The 19,073-nt window shown below is 61.8% G+C and carries 17 protein-coding genes and 1 tRNA gene; 13 read left to right on the plus strand and 5 right to left on the minus strand.

The genetic code is table 11. From position 1 onward, the window contains the following. The first annotated feature begins 141 nt into the window (after positions 1–141). The 4 genes from RA29_RS07255 to RA29_RS07270 all read left to right on the plus strand — a co-directional run bounded on the left by RA29_RS07255 (position 142) and on the right by RA29_RS07270 (position 3,837). On the plus strand, positions 142–795 hold the full coding sequence (locus tag RA29_RS07255; protein ID WP_039684465.1) for a protein-L-isoaspartate O-methyltransferase: 654 nt from the start codon (positions 142–144) through the stop codon (positions 793–795). 47 nt (positions 796–842) lie between these two features. Beyond that, entirely contained in the window at positions 843–2,282 is a 1,440-nt protein-coding gene (locus RA29_RS07260; protein ID WP_039684569.1) for a TolC family outer membrane protein, read from the plus strand. 75 nt (positions 2,283–2,357) lie between these two features. Further along, the gene (locus RA29_RS07265) at positions 2,358–3,224 is read left to right on the plus strand and encodes a hypothetical protein (protein WP_082029468.1); all 867 of its coding nucleotides are present in this window, start codon (positions 2,358–2,360) and stop codon (positions 3,222–3,224) included. Positions 3,225–3,279: 55 nt separating this feature from the next. After that, positions 3,280–3,837, plus strand: a complete 558-nt coding sequence (locus RA29_RS07270; protein ID WP_342666391.1) for a cobalamin biosynthesis protein CobQ — start codon at positions 3,280–3,282, stop codon at positions 3,835–3,837. Positions 3,838–3,894: 57 nt separating this feature from the next. On the opposite strand, the gene RA29_RS07275 is transcribed toward RA29_RS07270, so the two are convergent. After that, entirely contained in the window at positions 3,895–4,215 is a 321-nt protein-coding gene (locus RA29_RS07275) for a DUF6280 family protein (RefSeq protein ID WP_039684470.1), read from the minus strand. A gap of 219 nt (positions 4,216–4,434) precedes the next feature. Here RA29_RS07275 and efp point away from each other — a divergent pair, with 219 nt between their 5' ends. Next, on the plus strand, positions 4,435–4,998 hold the full coding sequence (gene efp, locus RA29_RS07280) for an elongation factor P (RefSeq protein ID WP_039684472.1): 564 nt from the start codon (positions 4,435–4,437) through the stop codon (positions 4,996–4,998). A gap of 481 nt (positions 4,999–5,479) precedes the next feature. Further along, positions 5,480–6,667 (plus strand): MFS transporter, encoded by a 1,188-nt coding sequence (locus RA29_RS07285; protein WP_039684474.1) that lies wholly within the window; start codon positions 5,480–5,482, stop codon positions 6,665–6,667. Between the two features lie 111 nt (positions 6,668–6,778). Here the strand turns inward: RA29_RS07285 and RA29_RS07290 are convergent, their stop codons facing one another. Beyond that, the gene (locus RA29_RS07290) at positions 6,779–7,516 is read right to left on the minus strand and encodes a folate-binding protein YgfZ (protein WP_039684476.1); all 738 of its coding nucleotides are present in this window, start codon (positions 7,514–7,516) and stop codon (positions 6,779–6,781) included. A 67-nt stretch (positions 7,517–7,583) separates the two neighbouring features. Here RA29_RS07290 and RA29_RS07295 point away from each other — a divergent pair, with 67 nt between their 5' ends. From RA29_RS07295 to RA29_RS07310, 3 genes are all read left to right on the plus strand, one after another. Next, entirely contained in the window at positions 7,584–8,255 is a 672-nt protein-coding gene (locus RA29_RS07295) for a TIGR04283 family arsenosugar biosynthesis glycosyltransferase (protein ID WP_039684478.1), read from the plus strand. Positions 8,256–8,330: 75 nt separating this feature from the next. Continuing rightward, positions 8,331–9,539: an aminotransferase class V-fold PLP-dependent enzyme gene (locus tag RA29_RS07300; RefSeq protein WP_039684480.1), complete on the plus strand. Its 1,209-nt coding sequence runs from the start codon at positions 8,331–8,333 to the stop codon at positions 9,537–9,539. Positions 9,540–10,240: 701 nt separating this feature from the next. Continuing rightward, positions 10,241–11,020: a hypothetical protein gene (locus RA29_RS07310; protein ID WP_152612958.1), complete on the plus strand. Its 780-nt coding sequence runs from the start codon at positions 10,241–10,243 to the stop codon at positions 11,018–11,020. Between the two features lie 406 nt (positions 11,021–11,426). On the opposite strand, the gene RA29_RS07320 is transcribed toward RA29_RS07310, so the two are convergent. Both RA29_RS07320 and RA29_RS07325 read right to left on the minus strand, forming a co-directional pair. Further along, positions 11,427–11,645, minus strand: a complete 219-nt coding sequence (locus tag RA29_RS07320) for a hypothetical protein (protein ID WP_039684488.1) — start codon at positions 11,643–11,645, stop codon at positions 11,427–11,429. A 55-nt stretch (positions 11,646–11,700) separates the two neighbouring features. Next, entirely contained in the window at positions 11,701–12,804 is a 1,104-nt protein-coding gene (locus RA29_RS07325; protein ID WP_039684490.1) for a pyridoxal phosphate-dependent aminotransferase, read from the minus strand. Between the two features lie 104 nt (positions 12,805–12,908). On the opposite strand from RA29_RS07325, the gene RA29_RS07330 reads away from it, so the two are divergent. From RA29_RS07330 to RA29_RS07340, 4 genes are all read left to right on the plus strand, one after another. Continuing rightward, positions 12,909–13,703 (plus strand): crotonase/enoyl-CoA hydratase family protein, encoded by a 795-nt coding sequence (locus tag RA29_RS07330; protein ID WP_039684492.1) that lies wholly within the window; start codon positions 12,909–12,911, stop codon positions 13,701–13,703. Positions 13,704–14,142: 439 nt separating this feature from the next. Further along, positions 14,143–14,218: transfer RNA gene (locus RA29_RS07335), tRNA-Asn, on the plus strand. Between the two features lie 169 nt (positions 14,219–14,387). Further along, positions 14,388–14,567 (plus strand): hypothetical protein, encoded by a 180-nt coding sequence (locus RA29_RS23385; RefSeq protein WP_152612959.1) that lies wholly within the window; start codon positions 14,388–14,390, stop codon positions 14,565–14,567. Between the two features lie 62 nt (positions 14,568–14,629). After that, positions 14,630–15,763, plus strand: coding sequence for a slipin family protein (locus tag RA29_RS07340; protein WP_052249522.1), 1,134 nt, complete (start codon positions 14,630–14,632; stop codon positions 15,761–15,763). 214 nt (positions 15,764–15,977) lie between these two features. Here the strand turns inward: RA29_RS07340 and RA29_RS07345 are convergent, their stop codons facing one another. Then, the gene (locus RA29_RS07345) at positions 15,978–19,010 is read right to left on the minus strand and encodes a valine--tRNA ligase (RefSeq protein WP_039684494.1); all 3,033 of its coding nucleotides are present in this window, start codon (positions 19,008–19,010) and stop codon (positions 15,978–15,980) included. Positions 19,011–19,073: the final 63 nt, after the last annotated feature.

A 19,073-nucleotide genomic window follows, 5' to 3' on the forward strand; every position in this document is an offset into this window, starting at 1 on the left:
AGCCCATTCGAATGTCGCGTGCAAGGCCGACAAGGCACATGCTCGGGGAATAATGCCGCAAGGTGTTCCTGCTCCGTTGCCCATGCGGCCTGACTGTGGCACACCTGTTGAGAAGAATCTGAACCAACGAGTTTAGCTGCAATGCCCGACTTCTCGACCCGGCGCACGATGATGGTGGACACGCAAGTCCGGCCGTCCGACGTCACCAAGTTCCCGATCATCGACGCCATGCTGTCAGTCCAGCGGGAGGACTTTGTTCCCGCGGCCCTGCGAGAGACAGCCTATCTTGGCGAGAACCTCAACCTTGGCGACGGCCGGGTTATCCTGGAGCCACGGACGTTGGCCAAGATGCTGGACGCGCTCGATATCTCTCGGGATGAGCTTGTGCTCGATGTGGGGGCCGGCCTTGGCTACTCGGCGGCTGTCATCGCGCACATGGCACAAGCGGTTGTGGCCCTTGAAGACACCGAAACGATGTCGTCCGAAGCGCAGGATGCGCTGATGTCCGCCGGTGTGGACAACGTCATTACACATGTTGCCCCGCTCAAGGACGGCGCCGCTGAGCATGGACCCTACGACGTCATCGTCGTGGAAGGCGGCGTGACCCACGTCCCCGAGTCATTGTTGGCGCAACTCAAGGATGGCGGGCGCATCGGGTGCTTGTTCATGAATGGGGCATTGGGAGAGGTTCGGATCGGCTACAAGATCGACGGAGCGGTCTCGTGGCGCCGTGCATTCAACGCGGGTGCGCCCGTGTTACCAGGATTTGAAAAGCAGAACGCATTCACGCTTTGATCGCAAAAACAGGCATCGGTCGGGCAGATACAAAAGGGCAGGTGGACATGAAACGTAAGACCGGGCGCGGATTTCTAAAAACGACTGCTTTGACCTTGGGGCTTGCGGCGGCAATCAGCGTGTCCTTTGCGTCTACACGTGGCGCGGCCGATACCTTGGCTGACGCCTTGGTTGGGGCATATACCCATAGCGGTCTTCTGCAGCAGAACCGCGCGCTTCTGCGAGCTGCCGACGAAGATGTGCCAATTGCACTCTCGGCCCTGCGCCCCATTGTGAACTGGTCAGCGGATCTGGCGCAGGTTGTTGGCGACACGACCTCTGAGAGCACAGGTGGCGTTGCGCGGTCGATTGATACCACAACCATATCCCTTGAACTGACGGCGTCCTGGCAGCTTTACGATTTTCGGGCAGATGCCACGCGGGTCGAAGCGTTGAAGGAAACGGTGCTGGCGACACGCGCAACCCTGCTCAATATCGAACAAGCGCTTCTTTTGCGCGCGGCATCCGCATTCTTCAACGTGGGCCGACAGGAAAACTTCGTGTCGCTCAGCCAGAACAACTTGCGCCTCTTGCAACAGGAATTGCGCGCCGCCAATGACCGGTTCGAAGTGGGGGAGGTGACCCGCACGGATGTATCGCTGGCGGAAGCGGCCGTTGCGCAGGCGCGCAGCAACCTAGCCGATGCGCAACGCAACCTGATCCAGGCGCAGGCTGAATATGCCAATGTCGTTGGTCGCCAGCCCGGCCGTCTGTCGGGCTTGCCACCGCTGCCTCGGACCGAGACTCGAATTGATACAGCCCAATCCGTTGCCGTGCGCAACCACCCTGAAATGGAAACGGCACGCCGTCAGGTTTCTGCAAACGAGTTGCTTGTGACGGCTGCGGCCAAGGACAAGCTGCCGGTCCTGTCCCTGAGCGGTCGCGTCAGTGTCGACGAAGAAATCGGCGGCGACGACAGTACGGAGCAAGCCTCGATCGGCCTGAACCTGACAGGACCGATTTATCAGGGTGGGCGCCTGTCTGCCCTTGAGCGTCAGGCGATTGCAAACCGTGATGCCGCACGCGGCAACCTACACAACGTCCGGCATGGCGTCCAACAGGACGTGGTGAACGCAATCTCAGACTTCAACGCCGCGCGCGCGAGCCTGGCCGCGTCCGAGCGACAGATCCGTGCCGCCCGTATCGCTTTTCAGGGCGTGCGCGAGGAGGCAACGCTGGGTGCCCGGACAACCCTTGATGTTCTTGATGCCGAACAGAACCTGCTGGATGCAGAGACAAATCGTATATCGGCGCAGGCCGATCAGTATATTGCCGCCTACGCCGTGCTGGAATCCATGGGCCTGCTGACCGCGCAAAACCTCAAGCTGCCGGTGCAGATCTATGATCCGTCAGCGTACTATAATCTGGTGCGGAATGCGCCGGTCAAGCGGTCGAGACAAGGCAGGCAGCTCGACCAGGTTCTGCGGGCCTTGCAAGTAGAAGATTAGACTTTTCTGCACAGTATTGTGCGACTCTCGCCCGCGCGGTAGACTTTGATTGAGGCTGAGAGTGGTACGAGAAACATGTCTGACCCAATGACCAACACCGAGGTGGAGGACGTTTTGGCGTCCATTCGCCGTTTGGTGTCTGACGACAACCGTCCCGAAACCAAGGATGAAGCACCAGCACCTCCGGACCGTCTGGTCCTGACGCCAGCGTTGCGTGTCATGGAAGAGACGGACACGGAACCGGTAGAACTGACAACGGAAACTGCCGAGGAAGCGCAACCCGACACCGAAGGTGCCTCGAATGACGATCCTGTCGCTTCAGAGGCGGGTGTCGAACCCCCGCTCGTTCTTACACCCACAGATGACGATCCCGCGGACGCAGAGAACAGCGATGCGGATGATACGACGCAAGTACGGTCAGCAGAGGACGAAGCGCCGATCGCTCTGGACAAAGTCGATCTTGAACATGACACGCTGATGTCCATTCAGGATGCCTTTGCCGATGTCGAACCCGAGCAGGAGGCGCAGCCCGAGCCGTCGGAACCCGCTGTTGAAGCGGCATCGACACCGCTGAGCGCAAAGATCGCTGCCCTAGAGACGCTGATCGCCGGGCAGACCGAAGAGTTTGAACCGGACATGGCCGGCGATGGCGAGAATGCGGGAACGGAGCCGCCGACCCTCGAATGGGAAGATGCCGAAGATATGGCCGAACCCGTCGAAACGCACATAGAGCCGCAAGAACCCGTCACGGAACCCGTGGAAGATGCGCAGTTTTTCTCGACAGATGAGGATGTGCTGGACGAGGACGCGCTGCGTGATCTTGTCAGCGACATTGTACGCGAGGAATTGCAGGGTGCCTTAGGTGAACGCATCACGCGCAACGTGCGCAAACTTGTCCGGCGCGAGATTCATCGCGCCCTTGCGGCGCAGGACTTGGAGTAAGACAGGGCGGCGTGTACCGCCCGCTTGAACTATCGTGAACACCCCCGCACATCTCTTGATCGGCGCCGCTGCTTTCGGGCAGGGCGCCGACAAACGTGTATTTGTTGCGGCGCTCGGCGGCGCACTCCTGCCTGATCTGTCGCTCTATGTGATGGCGGGGGTGTCCTTGTACATACTCGGCATCCCGCCCAGTGTCGTATTCAACGACCTCTACTTTTCGGATTCATGGCAAACGGTCTTTGCCATTGACAACTCATTTGTGATCTGGGGCGTGCTGCTAGCCATTGCGATATGGCGAAAATCCGATTGGGCCGTTGCATTAACCGGCGCAGCCCTGTTGCATCTGGCGCTGGACTTTCCGCTTCACCATGACGATGGGCGACCGCATTTTTGGCCGATCAGCAACTGGGTGTTCGAAAGTCCGGTCAGTTATTGGGATACCAAGCACGGTGCCTCTGTCCTGGCCCCGCTTGAGGCGGGAGTGGCCACCGTCGCCGTGGTCGTCCTGTGGCGTCGTGCGCTGCCGCTTTGGGCAAGCGGCATAGTTCTGCTTCTGCTGCTCGCGGAGTTCTGGATTGTTCGGCAGTGGCTGTTCTTTTTCGTCGATAGCTAGTTGAAAAAGAAAACGCGCCCATGCGGACGCGCTTTCTTTTAGGCAGCAGTTGTTTTGTCAGGCAGCTTCGGCCTGTTGCGCGGCATTGCGGCGCTCGGATTCTTCGCGGCTCAGCGCGACCGATGTCCGGACACCTTTGCCGACAAATTCCATCAGCCCTTCGACCACACGTTCGTTCGGGTCGATACCTGCACAGCTCAGCACTTCGCGCCCATCGCGCGAACGTGCCCAGCGGGCAATCTGCTCAGGGCCGTTACCATATTTCTTGTCATCGGCGATGGCATCGTCGAGAGCAGCCAACACAACGGCTGCGAAGAGTTTGCGTGCACGGTTGCCTTGTTCGTTATTAAAGGCCGTGCCGTCAACGAAATCTTTCATTCGTCGTCCTTCCTTTATTCTTGCTCTTGTCTTTCCGGCGTGGCGCTCGTTATGGACGAACATAGCCGATTCGGATACCCCGTTTCTGCATGGCTCCCTTGCAATCAGCGCATAGCCTGCTGCGTATGCAGCACCGCATTTCGTTGTCTTGCCGGGCCACCCCACGCGAGATATAGGGAGCATCAACTTTTCATCAACCTTTCGCCATGGTTTTGCCACATGCCTAAAATCAACGGAAACGAGATCCGCCCCGGAAACGTACTTGAGCACAATGACGGGCTCTGGGCCGCTGTCAAAGTCGACCACGTCAAACCCGGCAAAGGCGGTGCCTTTGCTCAGGTGGAACTGCGCAACCTGCGCAATGGTTCCAAATTGAATGAACGTTTCCGCAGTGCCGACAAGGTCGAGCGGGTGCGGCTGGAACAGAAGGATCAGCAGTTCCTGTATGAAAATGACGGGATGCTGGTGTTCATGGATGCCGACACCTACGAGCAGATCGAACTGCCCGCAGAGCTTCTGGGCGACCGCCGCCCGTTCCTGCAGGACGGCATGACCATCGTGGTCGAGTTCTACGAGGAAGAGGCGCTGAACGCGACCGTCCCGCAAAAGGTGACCTGCAAGATCGTCGAGACGGAGCCGGTGGTCAAAGGCCAGACGGCCGCGAACTCGTTCAAGCCAGCGATCCTCGACAATGGCGTCAAGGTCATGGTGCCCCCGTTCGTGGGCCAGGACGAGGATATCGTCGTCAACACCGAAACCATGGAATACGCCGAACGCGCCTGATCGCGCGTCAGCCCTGTTCATGAGCCGTTAACCAGGACTTGCACGCAGCGCATGGCACCGCCTCGCACAATCGGGGCGAGTGCCCGTGTTGCATCTGTCCCACGTCAAGCGTGCGCCGTGTTTACCACGCAACGGGGCGCGCGATGCGTTAACCCCGCAAATTGCTGGCGATGAGAGACACCTGACTGCGCTGCAAACGCGCAAAGTGCATATTTTGCCCCTGAAACTGCGTGTTTTTGACCGGCGCAAACCCTGTCAAATCGGACTGAATTTTCGAAACTGCACATTTTGACCTCGAAACTGCGCATTTTCGTCAGCGGCGCGCGCTTGAGGGCCGCAAAGTGGTTAATCCGCGTCCATTTGCCCGCCACGCGGAGCCGCAGTAGCGTGCCCTTATCTGCTTTGCACGGGCAACCGATGAAGCCCGCGCGGACCGACCTATAACATGTGAAAACCGTTCGATTGTGAAAGCCCGTTTTCCATGCCCGTCGCCTCCATTTTGCAAAACCGAAACTTCGCCGGGCTGTTGCTGGCCAACACGGTTCTGGGGGCGGCGTTTCCGGTGCAGTTGATCCTGGGCGGTCTGGCGGGGTTGATGCTGGCCCCGTCCCCTGCGCTGGCGACCGTGCCATCGTCGTTTCAGACGCTTGCGGCCCTGTTTGCGGCGGCCCCGTTTTCATTGCTGATGGGACGGTTCGGACGGCGGGCCGGGTTTGCCCTTGGCGCGCTGATCACGTTGGTCGGGGCAGGGGCGGCGATACAGGCTGTTTATGCGCAGAATTTTGCGTTGCTCATCGTCGCGCATTTTCTGATGGGCGCCGGTTGGTCGTCGTTTCAGTATTTCCGGTTCGCAGCGGGCGAGGTGGTGGAGGCCACGATGCGACCGGTGGCAATCTCGCTTATGCTGAGTTCATTGCTGATTGCGGCCATCGTGGGCCCGCAGGTGTTTATCGCGGCCAAGGACATGCTCGCGCCCATCCCGTTTGTCGGTGCCTATGCGGCAGTGGGGGTGATTGCGGTTCTGGGTCTTGTTCCCCTTGCCATTGTGCGGATGCCCAGACCTGCACGGGTGCGGACGGATCAGGGGGGCAAGCGGTTGACCGGGTTGGCCGCGCTGCGCCGCCCTGCGATTGCACGGGCGGTGGCCATTGCGGCGGTGTCGCAGGGCATCATGGTTTTTCTGATGATCCCAACACCGATTGCCATGGTGGAATGCGGGTTCAGCGACGCGACGGCCAGTGATGTGGTCCGCTGGCACATCGTTGCGATGTTTGCACCCAGCTTTTTCACTGGCTTTCTGATCCAGCGCTTTGGCGCGCACAGGGTCGCGATGGTCGGGCTGGCGTTGATTGTGGCCGCCGCCGCAGGTGCCGCACTGGGCCTGTCGGCGCATCATTTCTATGGGTCGCTGATCGTGCTGGGGGTCGGGTGGAACTTTGGGTTCATCGGGGCCACCACGATGCTGGATGCCGCCGTGTCCGAGGAGGAGAAGGCGGCTGTGCAGGGGGCCAATGATACGGTGATTGCACTTGTGTCGACTGTCTGCGCCTTTGCGGCGGGGTGGGTTCTGTCCAGCCTTGGCTGGGCGGCGCTGGCGATGATGTCGGGTGGGATCGTGGTGCTGGCGCTTGCCCTGTTGGGGCGTCGTACTGTTCGGGTTGCGGCATAGCTGATCGCGTTTGCCGCTTTTTGTGATGGATGTCCGGGGCAGGATGCACGGCCTCTCGCCTGCCGTGCAGATGCGGACAGGATGACGGCAAGGGGTGCGCTTTATGACCTGTCAGTCGGCGCGGGTGACTGTGGCCTCACCCGCCTGCATGTCGCCCTCCGCCCGGTCGAAGCGGAGATAGGCGATGGCCGTGTCGCCCGCGCGTGACAGGAGCGTTCCGGCGGGTTTGTCGCCTGATTTGATTTCGGTGCCGGTGTCAGCGGCCCCTGTGACCCGGACCGACGCCAGCCCTTTGCGCAGGGTTGTCTTGTGTTTCATGCGGGCTGTGACTTCCTGGCCGACATAGCAGCCCTTGCGGAAGTCGACGCCATTGAGTGCTTCGAACCCGACCTCAAGGATGAAGGTGTCGGGGGTCAGTTCGATACCCGTTTCGGGGATCATGTGTGCCACCCGGAGCGCTGTCCAATCGGTGGTGTCGTCCGTCTGGGCGGTGTCGCGGTAGGCGCGCCAGCCCATATTGGCGTGCCGGGGGTCGGCGAACCCGTCGGGCGGGGTGTCCCCGGTGCCGCGGTGCAGGTGCAGGTCGGTGTCCTCCAGCGTGACGTTGGCGCGCAATTTGTACATGGTGAGCCGTTGGCGGAGTATGTCCGCCTGGTCCGCGTGGGCGTCGAGCAGGACCGCGTCGCCGTCGGCGATCAGGAAGAAGTCGGCCATGTACTTGCCTTGCGGCGTGAGCAGCGCCGCGTAGACCAGCCCGTCTTTCAGCCCGTCCACGTCGTTGGTCACGAGCCCCTGCAGGAAGCTGTGCGTGTCGGGGCCGGAGAGGCGGAAGATGTGACGGTCGGACATGTGAGTTCCTTTTGCGGGCGTCCCTTGTCATATAGCAGCGCGTGGACCAATCGAAAGGGGCCTTGGCGTGCCTGCACCCATCTCTGTCATCGTGCCGACCTTGAATGCCGGGACCAGCCTGAGCGGCTGTCTGGAGGCGTTGATGGAGGGGGTGGATTCGGGGTTGATTGCGGAGCTTGTGATCAGTGACGGGGGATCGACCGATGATACCCTTGTGCTGGCCGATGCGTGGGGGGCGGAGATTGTTTCTGGCCCTGCGTCGCGCGGGGGGCAGTTGCGCCGGGGTGTGGCCGTGGCGCGGGCGGAGTGGTTTCTGGTGATCCATGCCGACACCTGCCTTGCGCCCGGCTGGACCGACGCTGTGGTGTCGCATCTGGGGCGGCGGGAGGCGGGGTATTTCAGGCTGCGCTTTGATCGCGGCGGGCATTTGGTGGCGGCATGGGCGAACCTGCGGTCGCGTCTGTTCGGGTTGCCTTATGGCGATCAGGGGCTGCTGGTCCGGCGTGATCACTATGCCCGTGTGGGTGGCTATGCAGACATTCCGCTGATGGAGGATGTCGCTATGGCCCGTGCGCTGCGCGGCGCGTTGGTGCCGCTGGATGCGGTGGCTGTGACCAGTGCGGACAAGTATCGCCGTCAGGGCTGGCTGCGCCGTGGGGCGCGTAATTTGTGGACGTTGATGCGCTATTTTGCGGGCGTCAGTCCCGAAAGGCTGGCAGAGCGCTATCGGCGGCCCTGATGTGTGCCGGGGTCGATTGACGCCGCTTGGCGCAGCGCTACTGTGCGCGGGACTTCAATACGGCGGGGCGTTTCCATGACATCATCGGGCAAGCATTTGGGCGGACGTGAGTATTTGGCCATTCCTGGCCCGTCGGTGATGCCGGAGGCGGTGTTGCAGGCGATGCACCGGGCTGCGCCCAACATCTATGCGGGCGAGATCGTGGACATCGCGGCCAGCCTTGTGCCCGACCTGCGCCGTGTGGCCCGGACCGAGGGGCATGTGGCCATGTATATCGGCAATGGCCATGCTGCGTGGGAGGCTGCATTGGCCAATACGGTGGCGGAGGGGGAGACGGTTCTGGTCCCCGCGACGGGCCGCTTTGCCCATGGCTGGGCGGAGATGGCCGAGGGGCTGGGGGCCGAGGCCCGGATCATTGATCATGGCAAGCGGGCGCCCTGGGATCTGGACCGGATCGCGGAAGCCTTGCGCGCGGATACGGGCCACAAGATCAAGGCGGTGCTGGCGGTGCATGTGGACACCTCGACCTCGATCCGGAACGACGTGGCGGCCTTGCGCGGGGTGATGGACGACATCGGTCACCCGGCGCTGTTGATGGCGGATTGCATCGCGTCGCTGGGCTGTGACCGATTCGAGATGGACGCCTGGGGCGTCGATGTTATGGTGGCGGGCTGCCAGAAGGGGCTGATGGTGCCGCCGGGCATGGCGTTTGTCTTTTTCAACGACAAGGCGGATGCGGTCCGCCGTGCGATGCCACGGGTGAGCCGCTATTGGGACTGGTCGCCGCGCGCCAACCCCGAAGAGTTCTTTATGTACTGGAACGGGACCGCGCCGACCCATCACCTCTATGGTCTGCGCACCGCGCTGGATATGATCCATGCCGAGGGGATGGAGGCGATCTGGACCCGTCACGAACGGCTGGCCCGCGCCATCTGGGCTGCCTGCGACGCATGGGGGGCGGAGGGGCCGCTGGAGCTGAACGTGGCCGCGCCCGCAGAGCGCAGTTGCGCGGTGACCGCCCTGCGCCTTGAGGCGCCGCACGCCACCGCCTTGCGCGACTGGACGGAAGCCAAGCTGGGTCTGACCCTTGGCATTGGTCTGGGCATGGCACCGCCGGGCGACCCGGCCTGGCACGGGTTCTTCCGGCTTGGCCATATGGGCCATGTGAACGGGCAGATGATCATGGGTCTGCTGGGCGGGATCGAGGCCGGTCTGACCGCGCTGGGCGTGCCGCATGGTCAAGGTGCGCTGGACGCCGCCGCTACTGAGATTGCGAAGATCTAGAGCACCTGCTGTCGTTACAATGCGCAGTGGTCCGAGTGTTCGGCCCTGCGTGCCGCGGTCCATCCGATCCGCAAGGATTGCGCGTTCTACATGCCGGCGTTTGCGGACAGTACTTGGGGGCAGGCAGTTTTGACATTTGCGCGAAGGACCGACCCATCGGCCCCTGTTGGCTTCTCTGATGTCCTCCATCCAGCGCCGTATTTAACAAATGATTCCACATTGTGATGATTGGCCCGACAGAAGTGTAACGCCTGCAAGGCGGACGAAGCGGGCATTGTTGGGATCGTCGCGAACGGCTTCTTTCAGCGTGCACCACTGTCGCCACTGTGGCTACTCATCATCGGTTGGAAATACCGCTGGTAACGCCGCTGATGTCTGGGAAAGATGCGTCTTTTAAAACGGTCTGCTGTTTGTGTCAGCCAGCAACCGGAAGATCACAAACATATACACCGCGACAACGGGCTCGGTGGCGCCGGAACTTGAGAGAGGGGCACTTTTGGGAAACCCAAAGGTGTTCCGAAATGCAATACTATCTTGGGTTGATTTTTCCTTGCAAGGCAGACTAAATTTGTGAAGCTGACGTTGCACAGAAAATGCCCCAACCTCATTTTTACCGCTCTGCCCAGACCTCATCCTCTTGTTGATGAATTTGCCAATGCGGTTGTTACGTTCGGCACTCTTCAACGTTCATGGAGCATCAAATGGCCACCACGGATTCTGATAAGCTCAGCAATATCATCAACTTGGGAGTGATAGACGCGCAATACCAGAATGGGGAATTGATTGGTTACGGGCTCTGGGTCACGTTAAGCAGTAACGACCCCAGAGGCATTGTGATTGAGGGCATGCTTCAGGGTGACAATCTGGCTGTCACTTTTGCAGAAGGAGTTTGCTCTTTCAGTGCTACGGATTTGAGCCCGATTGCGGGTGTTGTCGCCGTTGTCGGTGCAATCACTCAAGTTGGCCTAACGGTGGTGTCCGATGGTGCATTTGCGGCCGCGGCCCCGGTGTTCAATACCGCGACGACTGAAATCGCTGAGTATTTTGTCGATAAGACTTCCGATGGCAAACACCGTGACGCTTTCGGGGCCGATCCGAACGGTGCGTTCCAACACGACGAAGGTGGCGTTATCGTTTGCATGCCTGAAGCGAGAAGTACAATCTTCAGCAACGATAACACGCAACCCGGCCGACACGACGCAAGCGATTATGACAAACGCGGTCGTCTCGTCTCGTACACACCGTCGCTGGTGAAGGACGATTACAACTCATTCTTTCTGTGCCGTGATGCATTAGACGGCACGATGAACGGCACCGTCAAACTCGACAGTGGCGAGGCTGCCCTGGTCGCATTCGACAAGAGCGACGCGTTCGACGACAACAGTGGCTACTACACCCTCCACGTCGTCATCACGCGAGAGGGCAACAGCCCTGCACAGGTCCAAGAGCTGTTTGCCAAAAGTGGGCTGATCAACGGCTGATCTTGCGGCGCCGTGCGAGCAGCATATCCAATCGGTCATTTTGGATTGCCGCACTCACCGCCAGATACCTGAGATTGCCAGTGTAACTGGTCCATGTCACATCTCTGGTGACCAGCCGATGCGCCAAATGATAAAGATCGGCCCAGCCTGAATGCACAATCAACGTACCCAAAGACGGCTGCGAGACCAGTTGCGTGCTTTGTGCCCAAACAGAGTTAAAGCCGACATTCGTATTTCTTGCAGCATCAGTCGATTTGAGTTCGAAGGCCCCCTTCGTTGCTCGGTGCGCCAAAGTCTGATTAGGGCAGAAATGATTGCTGTTTGGGCCAGATTTGCATGACGCGGATCGTATGGTCCTGCATGCTTTCGCCGTCGGTTGTGTCAGTTGTTTGTGGGGTTTCACACGCTAGAGTGGCTTGCCCCGCCGGATGGAGGCGGCCTGTCGCTCGGCGGCCCAGACCTTGCCTCGTTCAATCAGGTGGTTGACCCCAAGCGCCAGCAGCATGGCCGCGATCAGCCCCCAGATCGCCCAGATCGCCACGAGGATCCATGTGATGTTGACCCCGAACATGACGATGCAGGCCTTGGTATAGTTCGGTGCGGTGCCGGTGTGGTGGTCGTTCATGGCGTCCCCTGAGAGCGATGGGTGCGCTTTGACTATAGTCCACGGCGCGCGGCTGTCAGCCCCTGTTGGCGTCTTCCAGCGCAAGGTGGAGGGCGGCGGCGAAGGCGTCGAGGTCGGCGGGGCTGCCGCAGCTGACCCTGATGCAGCGGTTTTGCGGGGCGGCGAAGGGCATGCGGACAAAGATGCCGCGGGCGATCAGACCGTCGAGTACCGCCTTGGCAAAGGCCCCGTCGCGGCCGCAGTCGATGGCGACGAAATTGGTGGCCGACGGCAGGGTGGTGAGCCCGTTGCTGCGGGCGATGTCGTCGATTTGGGTCCGGGCGGCGGCGATTTGGGCCACGGTTTTTGCGAGGTATGTCTGATCGTTCAGGGCTGCGAGCGCGCCGGCTTGGGCGGCGCGGTTCATGCCGAAATGGTTGCGCACCTTGTTGAAGGCGTTGATCAGGTCAGGCGCCCCAATGGCGTAGCCGACCCGCGCGCCTGCCATGCCGTAGGCCTTGGAAAACGTGCGCATCCGGATCACGCGCGGATCGTTTGCGTCGATGTCGGGCGCGGTGCCGGGCGGGGCGCAATCGATATAGGCCTCATCCAGCACCAGCACGGTGCCTTTGGGCAGGTCGTCGAGCGCTTTGGTCAGTGTTTCGCCGTCGTGCCATGTGCCCATGGGGTTGTCGGGGTTGGCGAGGTAGACGAGCTTGGCTTGCGTCTCTGCCGCTTTGGCGAAGAGAGCGGCGGGGTCTTCGTGGTCGTCCGCGTAGGGCACCGTGTGGAGCGTGCCGCCGTAGCCTGCGACGTGGTAGTTGAAGGTGGGGTAGGCGCCTAGCGATGTCACGACGTGGTCGCCGGGGCCGACGAAGAGGCGGGCGAGGTAGCCGAGCAGGCCGTCGATGCCTTCGCCCACCATGATGTTCGCCGGGTCGATCCCGTGATGGGTGGCAAGTGCCTGGCGCAGTTCATGATTTTCGGGGTCGCCGTATTTCCAGATGTCTGAGTGTGCCATGGCTTTGGCGACCGCCGGGGAGGGGCCGAAGACGCTTTCATTGGCGCCGAGGCGGGCGTCGAAGGCCGCGCCGCGCGCGCGTTCCTGGGCTTCGGGGCCGACGAAGGGGACGGTCGAGGGCAGGCTGGCGGCGAGCGGGGTCAGGCGGAGGTCTGTCATGGTGCGAAGGGGTAGCGTGGGCGCCGGTCCGGGGCAATGCCCTTACGTTTTGCTGGTGCTGGGTGCGGCGATGCGGTTGGGTGTTGGCAAAGAGGAGTGCCCCCATGTCTGACCGCGTTTCTGTCACCTACGACAACCATATCGCCCATGTGCGCCTGACCCGCGCGGACAAGATGAATGCCGTCGATCAGGCGATGATCGATGCGATCATTGCGGCGGGGCTGGAGGTGGCTGAGAGCAAGGCGCGGGTGTGCGTGATCTCGGGCGAGGGAAAGGGGTTTTGCGCGGGCATCGATGTGGGCGGCTTGGGGGCGATGATTGGTAAGGATTCCAATGCGTTGCTGATGCCGCGCACCCATGGGGACGGCACCACGAACCAGTGGCAGGAGGTGGCGATGGTGTGGGCGCGCTGTCCGATCCCGGTGATTGCTGCCGTGCATGGTGTGTGCTTTGGCGCAGGCATGCAGTTGGCGCTGGGCGCGGATATTCGGATTGCGGCGCGGGATGCGCGCTTTGCCGTGATGGAGATGAAGTGGGGGATCGTGCCGGATATGGGCGGCATGGTGCTGCTGCCCCGTTTGGTGCGGTCGGATGTGCTGCGCAAGCTGACCTATATGGCGGAGCCGATTTCTGCTGAGAAAGCAGAGGTTTGGGGGTTGGTGACGGACCTGGCGGACGATCCGGTGGCGGCCGCGATGGAGTTGGCGGAGGCGTTGACGTTGAAGTCGCCGTCCGCGCTGCGAGCGGCCAAGGCGTTGATCTGCTATGCAGAGACCCATGGGGCCGATGAGGTGTTGTTGGAGGAGAGCCGGGTGCAGGCGGAGTTGATCGGCACGGCGGAGCAGATGGAGGTCGTGGCGGCGCAGATCCAGAAGCGGGCACCTGTGTTCGAGGGGTGAGTCGCGGGGCGCGGTTTACCCTGTTTTTATAGAGATTGAGGGCTGGTGACAGGTGTCACCTACCGTGCAGCATGCGTACAGCCCCTGTGCACCCCCATCGGGCGCTGCGGCAGGTGTTAACGCAACGGGCGGTGTTCGGATTTTGGCGCAACTTTCTGTCCGCAGCGGGGAGGCGAGTGCCCGTTTCGAACTTGATACACGGCTTGCGCCTTTTCATTTATTGCGCGAGTGCGCAATATTGTTGCGCGGGCGCCACAGGGGCTGCCGCTGCGTAAACACCGGCGTTGATCGAATCCCTAACCCCGCCGATACAGCGCCTCCCGACAGATCAGGTCGGACCCTCGCGGCAAGAGGTGATCACTCTTCCGGTGCGGGCGGCGCTGCCGACCTCGTATGCCAGGGCCGGGTTGACCAAAGGGACGTGGTTTAGGTCCACGCACGATGTGTAGCTCAATCGGTAGAGCATCAGACTGTTAATCTGAGTGTCGCGGGTTCGACTCCCGTCACAACGACCATGGGTTAAGTGGAAACACTTTGGGTTCGACTCCCATAGGGGCCTGAAAGGGCTTCACCATTTTCGGATCCGGGGTTGCCCCAGCAGGGGTGGACCTCGCGGTTTGGTCGCTTCGGTGGCTGTGCCAAAGGGTCCGCACCTGCTCTGACCGGTGGTCGGGCGCGGGGGTGATGACGTTCGACGTGCCGGTCCGGGCCGGGTGGATTTCGATCCGCCCCATGCCCCGATCTGTGCTGCGGCGTCCGCTCGCCCCCGGCTTCACCTTCGGTTTTGGCGCGGGGCGGCTCCGGGTCTTTTCTGCCCTTCGCGGGGCTTTACACCTGTCAGCCGTTCTGGCTGCAACCCCCTGAAAACCAAAAGGAGTTCGCGCTTTGCGACGACGATGATCCGAAAGATATGAAGGAGAGACGACATGACAGTGATAGATTTTGTGATGGGCCGGCGGATGCTGACCCTGACGGAAACCGAGCGGGCGCTGGTGATGCGCAAGGGCCGGTTTGACACCATTCTGGGCCCCGGACGGCACGGTATTGCTCGGCGCAATACGGACGTTCTGGTGTTCGACATGTCGAAACCTCACTTCACATCGGAGTACATCGACGCGCTAGTGAAAACGCGGCCCGATCTGGTTGAGGCGCATCTGACGCAAGTGCGGACCGGTGCGGACGAGGTGGCGATCCTGAACCGGGATGGCCGGGCGTTCGAGGTGGTGACACCGGATCACCGGACCTTTGTCTGGACCGATGCGGGACCCTGGACGGTAGATCGGGTTGAGCTGTCGGACGGTCACGAGGTGCCTGTAGCCCTGGCCCAACGGCTGATGCGGTCGGGTCTGACCCGGGCGCTGACCTCGACCGAGGTGCCTGCCGGTCACGTGGGCATCCTGTCGGTCGATGGGGTGGTCACGCGGCAGGTGCCTGCGGGCACGCACTGGTTCTGGATGCTGGGTCGGAAGCACCTGATCAAGCTGGTGGACACACGGTGGCAGGCCCATGAGGTCGGCGGTCAGGAGATCCTGACCCGGGACCGGGTGTCGCTGCGGGTGAACCTGAGCGCCGATTACCGGGTGACCGACCCCATGCGGGCGGTGGCCGACGCCAAGGACTTTGTCGCAGCACTTCACCTGTCGTTGCAGTTGGCGTTTCGGAAGACACTTGGGGCGCTGACGCTGGACGAGGTGTTGGCGGACAAGGTGTCGGTGAGCGCCGAGGCTGCGGCCGGGGTTCGGTCGGAGATGGCCGGTCTGGGCATCGAGGTGGGTGAGATCGCGTTGAAAGACGTGATCCTGCCCGGCGAGATGCGGGACATCCTGAACCAGGTGGTTGCGGCCCAGAAAGAGGCCGAGGCCAACGTGATCCGGCGGCGGGAGGAAACGAACGCCACGCGGTCGCTGCTCAACACGGCCAAGGTGATGGCGGAAAACCCCGTCATGCTGCGGCTGAAAGAGCTGGAAGCGCTGGAGACGATTGCCGGCAAGGTCGAGCGGCTGACCGTGCATAACGGGGCCGAGGGGCTGATGCGGGACATCGTCCGGCTGGCGGACTGAAGCGAAGGGCCGATCCGGTTTTGTCGGGTCGGCCCGTTTTAATGCGGACGCGGCAAGCCGCGACGCGATTTATTTTGTGAATGAGGGGCTCTGCCCCTCAAACTCCCCGAGGTATTTTCAGCCAGAAGAAGAGGATTGGGGCTTCTTCTCTTTGACAAATACGGGCGGGGAGGCGCCCCTTGGGGCGACGGGGCGGCAGCCCCCATGATTGCCGTCAGAGTTCCTTGAGGCGGGTGAGTGCCTCTTGGAGTTTGGCCTCTTCCTCTTCGCGGGCGGCGAGGTTGGCTTTGGTTTCCTCGACCACTTCTGCTGGTGCGCTTTCCGCGAATTTGGGATTTTTGAGCCGTCCGCGTAGGCCGCCCAGTTCCTTGGCGAGTTTGCCGAGGGTTTTCTCGAGCCGTGCGATTTCTTCGGTGACGTCGATGACGTCGGCGAGGGGAAGGCCGAAGGTGCCGCCGGAGATGGCGAGCGCCACGGTGCCTTTGGGGAAGTCGTTGGCTTCTTCGAGCGACTCAAGCCGGGCGAAGCGGTGGATGAGGGCCTTGTTCCGGTCGTAGGCGGCTTTGGCTTGCGGCTCGAAACCCTTGACCACGCAAGGGATGTAGGCGCCTGCGGGGACGTGCATCTGGGCGCGGGCGGAGCGGATGGCTTCGATCAGTTTGATCACCCAGTTGAGTTCTGCGTCGGCGTCCGCGTCCACCAGATCGGTGGTGTAGGTGGGCCAGTCGGCGTGGACTAGTTTGTTTGTGCCATTCCCTTTTTCGGGCCGGTCCTTTTGTCCCCAGAGCTCTTCGGTGATGAAGGGCATGATCGGGTGCAGCAGGATCAGGCATTGGTCTAGGGCCCAGGCGTAGGTGGCCCTGGTTTCTGCGATGTCCTCGGGTGCGCCTTCGTCGAAGATGGGTTTGGTGAATTCGAGGTACCAGTCGCAGAAGGTGTTCCAGGTGAAGGCGTAGAGCGCCGAGGCCGCGTCGTTGAAGCGGTAGTCGGTGAGGGCCTGATCGACGATCTGCCGCGTCTTGGCGATCTCGCCTTTGATCCAGCGGTTGAGCGGGTGTTTGGTCTCGGGCACGTCTGCGCTGTGCGGCAGGTCGAAGACGCCGCGCATCTCGCCGTAGCTGGCGGCGTTCCAGAGTTTGGTGCCGAAGTTGCGGTAGCCAGCGATGCGCTGGATGTCGAGTTTGAGTGTCCCGCCGAGTGAGGCCATGGCGGCGGAGGAGAAGCGCAGGGCGTCGGCGCCGTATTCCTCGATCAGGTCGAGCGGGTCCATGACGTTGCCGGTGGATTTCGACATCTTCTTGCCCTTGGCGTCGCGGACGAGGCCGTGGAGGTAGACGGTGTCGAAGGGGATTTTGTCGGTGACTGCCAGTTGCATCATCATCATGCGCGCGACCCAGAAGAACAGGATGTCCTGGCCGGTGATGAGGTCGGAGGTGGGGAAGTATTTTGCGAGTTCGGGCGTGTCCTCGGGCCAGCCGAGGGTGCCGATGGGCCAGAGGCCGGAGGAGAACCAAGTGTCGAGGACGTCGGGGTCGCGGTAGAGGCAGGCGGAGCGGGCGATGCTGCCCGCCACTGCGTCTTCCCGCGAAGAAACTTCGCTGATCATTTCCGGTTCGGGCGTTTCCGAAGAGCGGTAGTATTCACGAGCGCTTGCGGCGGCGTCCTCGAAAGTTGCACCACAGAGTGCGATGGGCTTTTCGAAGTCGTGGACCATAACCCTGGATCCGTCTTTGTCTTCGAAACGTCGGTTTGGCCCATACCAAACAGGGATTTGGTGCCCCCACCACAGCTGGCGCGAGATGCACCAGGGTTCGATGTTTTCGAGCCAGTGGTAGTAGACCTTCTCGCCGCTCTCGGGGAGGATTTTGACGTCGCCGTTTTTGACCGCGTCGAGGGCGGGGCCGACGATCTTGGCGGTGTCGACGAACCATTGGTCGGTGAGCAGGGGTTCGATGACCACCTTGGAGCGGTCGCCGAAGGGCTGCATGATGGGTTTGTTTTCGACGTATGGGACCTCTTCGGTGCCCTCATCGGTCTCAATACTGTGCGTGACCGCGTTGCCCTCGGCCGTGATGTCGGCGACGACACGTTTGCGGGCCTCTTCGCGGGTGAGGCCGCGGTAGGCGTCGGGGACGAGGTTCATGGCTGCGACCATGGCCTCGTCGAACTCTTGGTCGCCGTTGGCGATGGCCTGGGCCACGGCGGCTTCTTCGGCGTAGGGTTTGCCGTCGGCGCGCATCGCGGCCTTGCTGTCCATCAGGTTGTACATCGGGATGCCGCCGCGTTTGGCGACCTGGTAGTCGTTGAAGTCGTGGGCGCCTGTGATCTTGACCGCGCCCGAGCCGAAGTCGGGGTCGGGGTATTCGTCGGTGATGATGGGGATCAGGCGGCGGTGCTCTTTCGGGCCGACCGGGATTTCGCAGAGTTTTCCGATGATTGGGGCGTAGCGTTCATCTGATGGGTGAACTGCGACCGCGCCGTCGCCGAGCATGGTTTCGGGGCGGGTTGTGGCGATGGAGATGTAATCGCGCTCTTCGGTCAGCGTGACGTTCCCGTCCTCGTCTTTTTCGACATAGGTGTAGGTCTCCCCCCCCGCGAGCGGGTATTTGAAGTGCCACATGTGGCCGGGGACTTCGGTGTTTTCGACTTCGAGGTCGGAGATGGCCGTCTCGAAATGCGGGTCCCAGTTGACCAGCCGCTTGCCGCGGTAGATCAGGCCCTTGTTGTACATCTCCACGAAGACTTTGATGACGGCGTCGTGGAAGTTGCCGTCTTCGCCCGCAGGCGCACCCGGTGCGCCGGACATGGTGAAGGCTTCGCGCGACCAGTCGCAGCTTGCACCGAGGCGCTTGAGTTGGTCGCGGATGGTGCCGCCGGATTGCGCTTTCCAGTCCCAAATTTTCTGGGTGAACGCCTCGCGCCCCAGAGCGGTGCGGCCTGGTTGCTGGGTTTCCATCAACTGCCGTTCGACGACCATCTGCGTGGCGATGCCTGCGTGGTCGGTGCCGGGCTGCCAGAGCGTGTCGAAGCCGCGCATGCGGTGCCAGCGGACCATGATGTCCTGCAGCGTGTTGTTGAAGGCGTGGCCGATGTGCAGGACGCCTGTGACATTGGGGGGCGGGATCATCACGCAATAGGTGGCCGCGTCGGTGCGCGCGTTGGCGCCCGCCTTGAAACAGCCCGCCGCTTCCCAGTCGGCGTAGATGCGGGCTTCGGCCTCGGATGCGTTGAATTTGCCCAGTGCCATGGTGGTGGCCCCCTTGTTTGCTTGGGCGGTGAGATAGCGGGGCGGGGGTGTGAAGGGAAGGGG

Origin of the sequence: Tateyamaria sp. ANG-S1 (assembly GCF_000814025.1) — a bacterium.
Taxonomy (GTDB): domain Bacteria; phylum Pseudomonadota; class Alphaproteobacteria; order Rhodobacterales; family Rhodobacteraceae; genus Tateyamaria.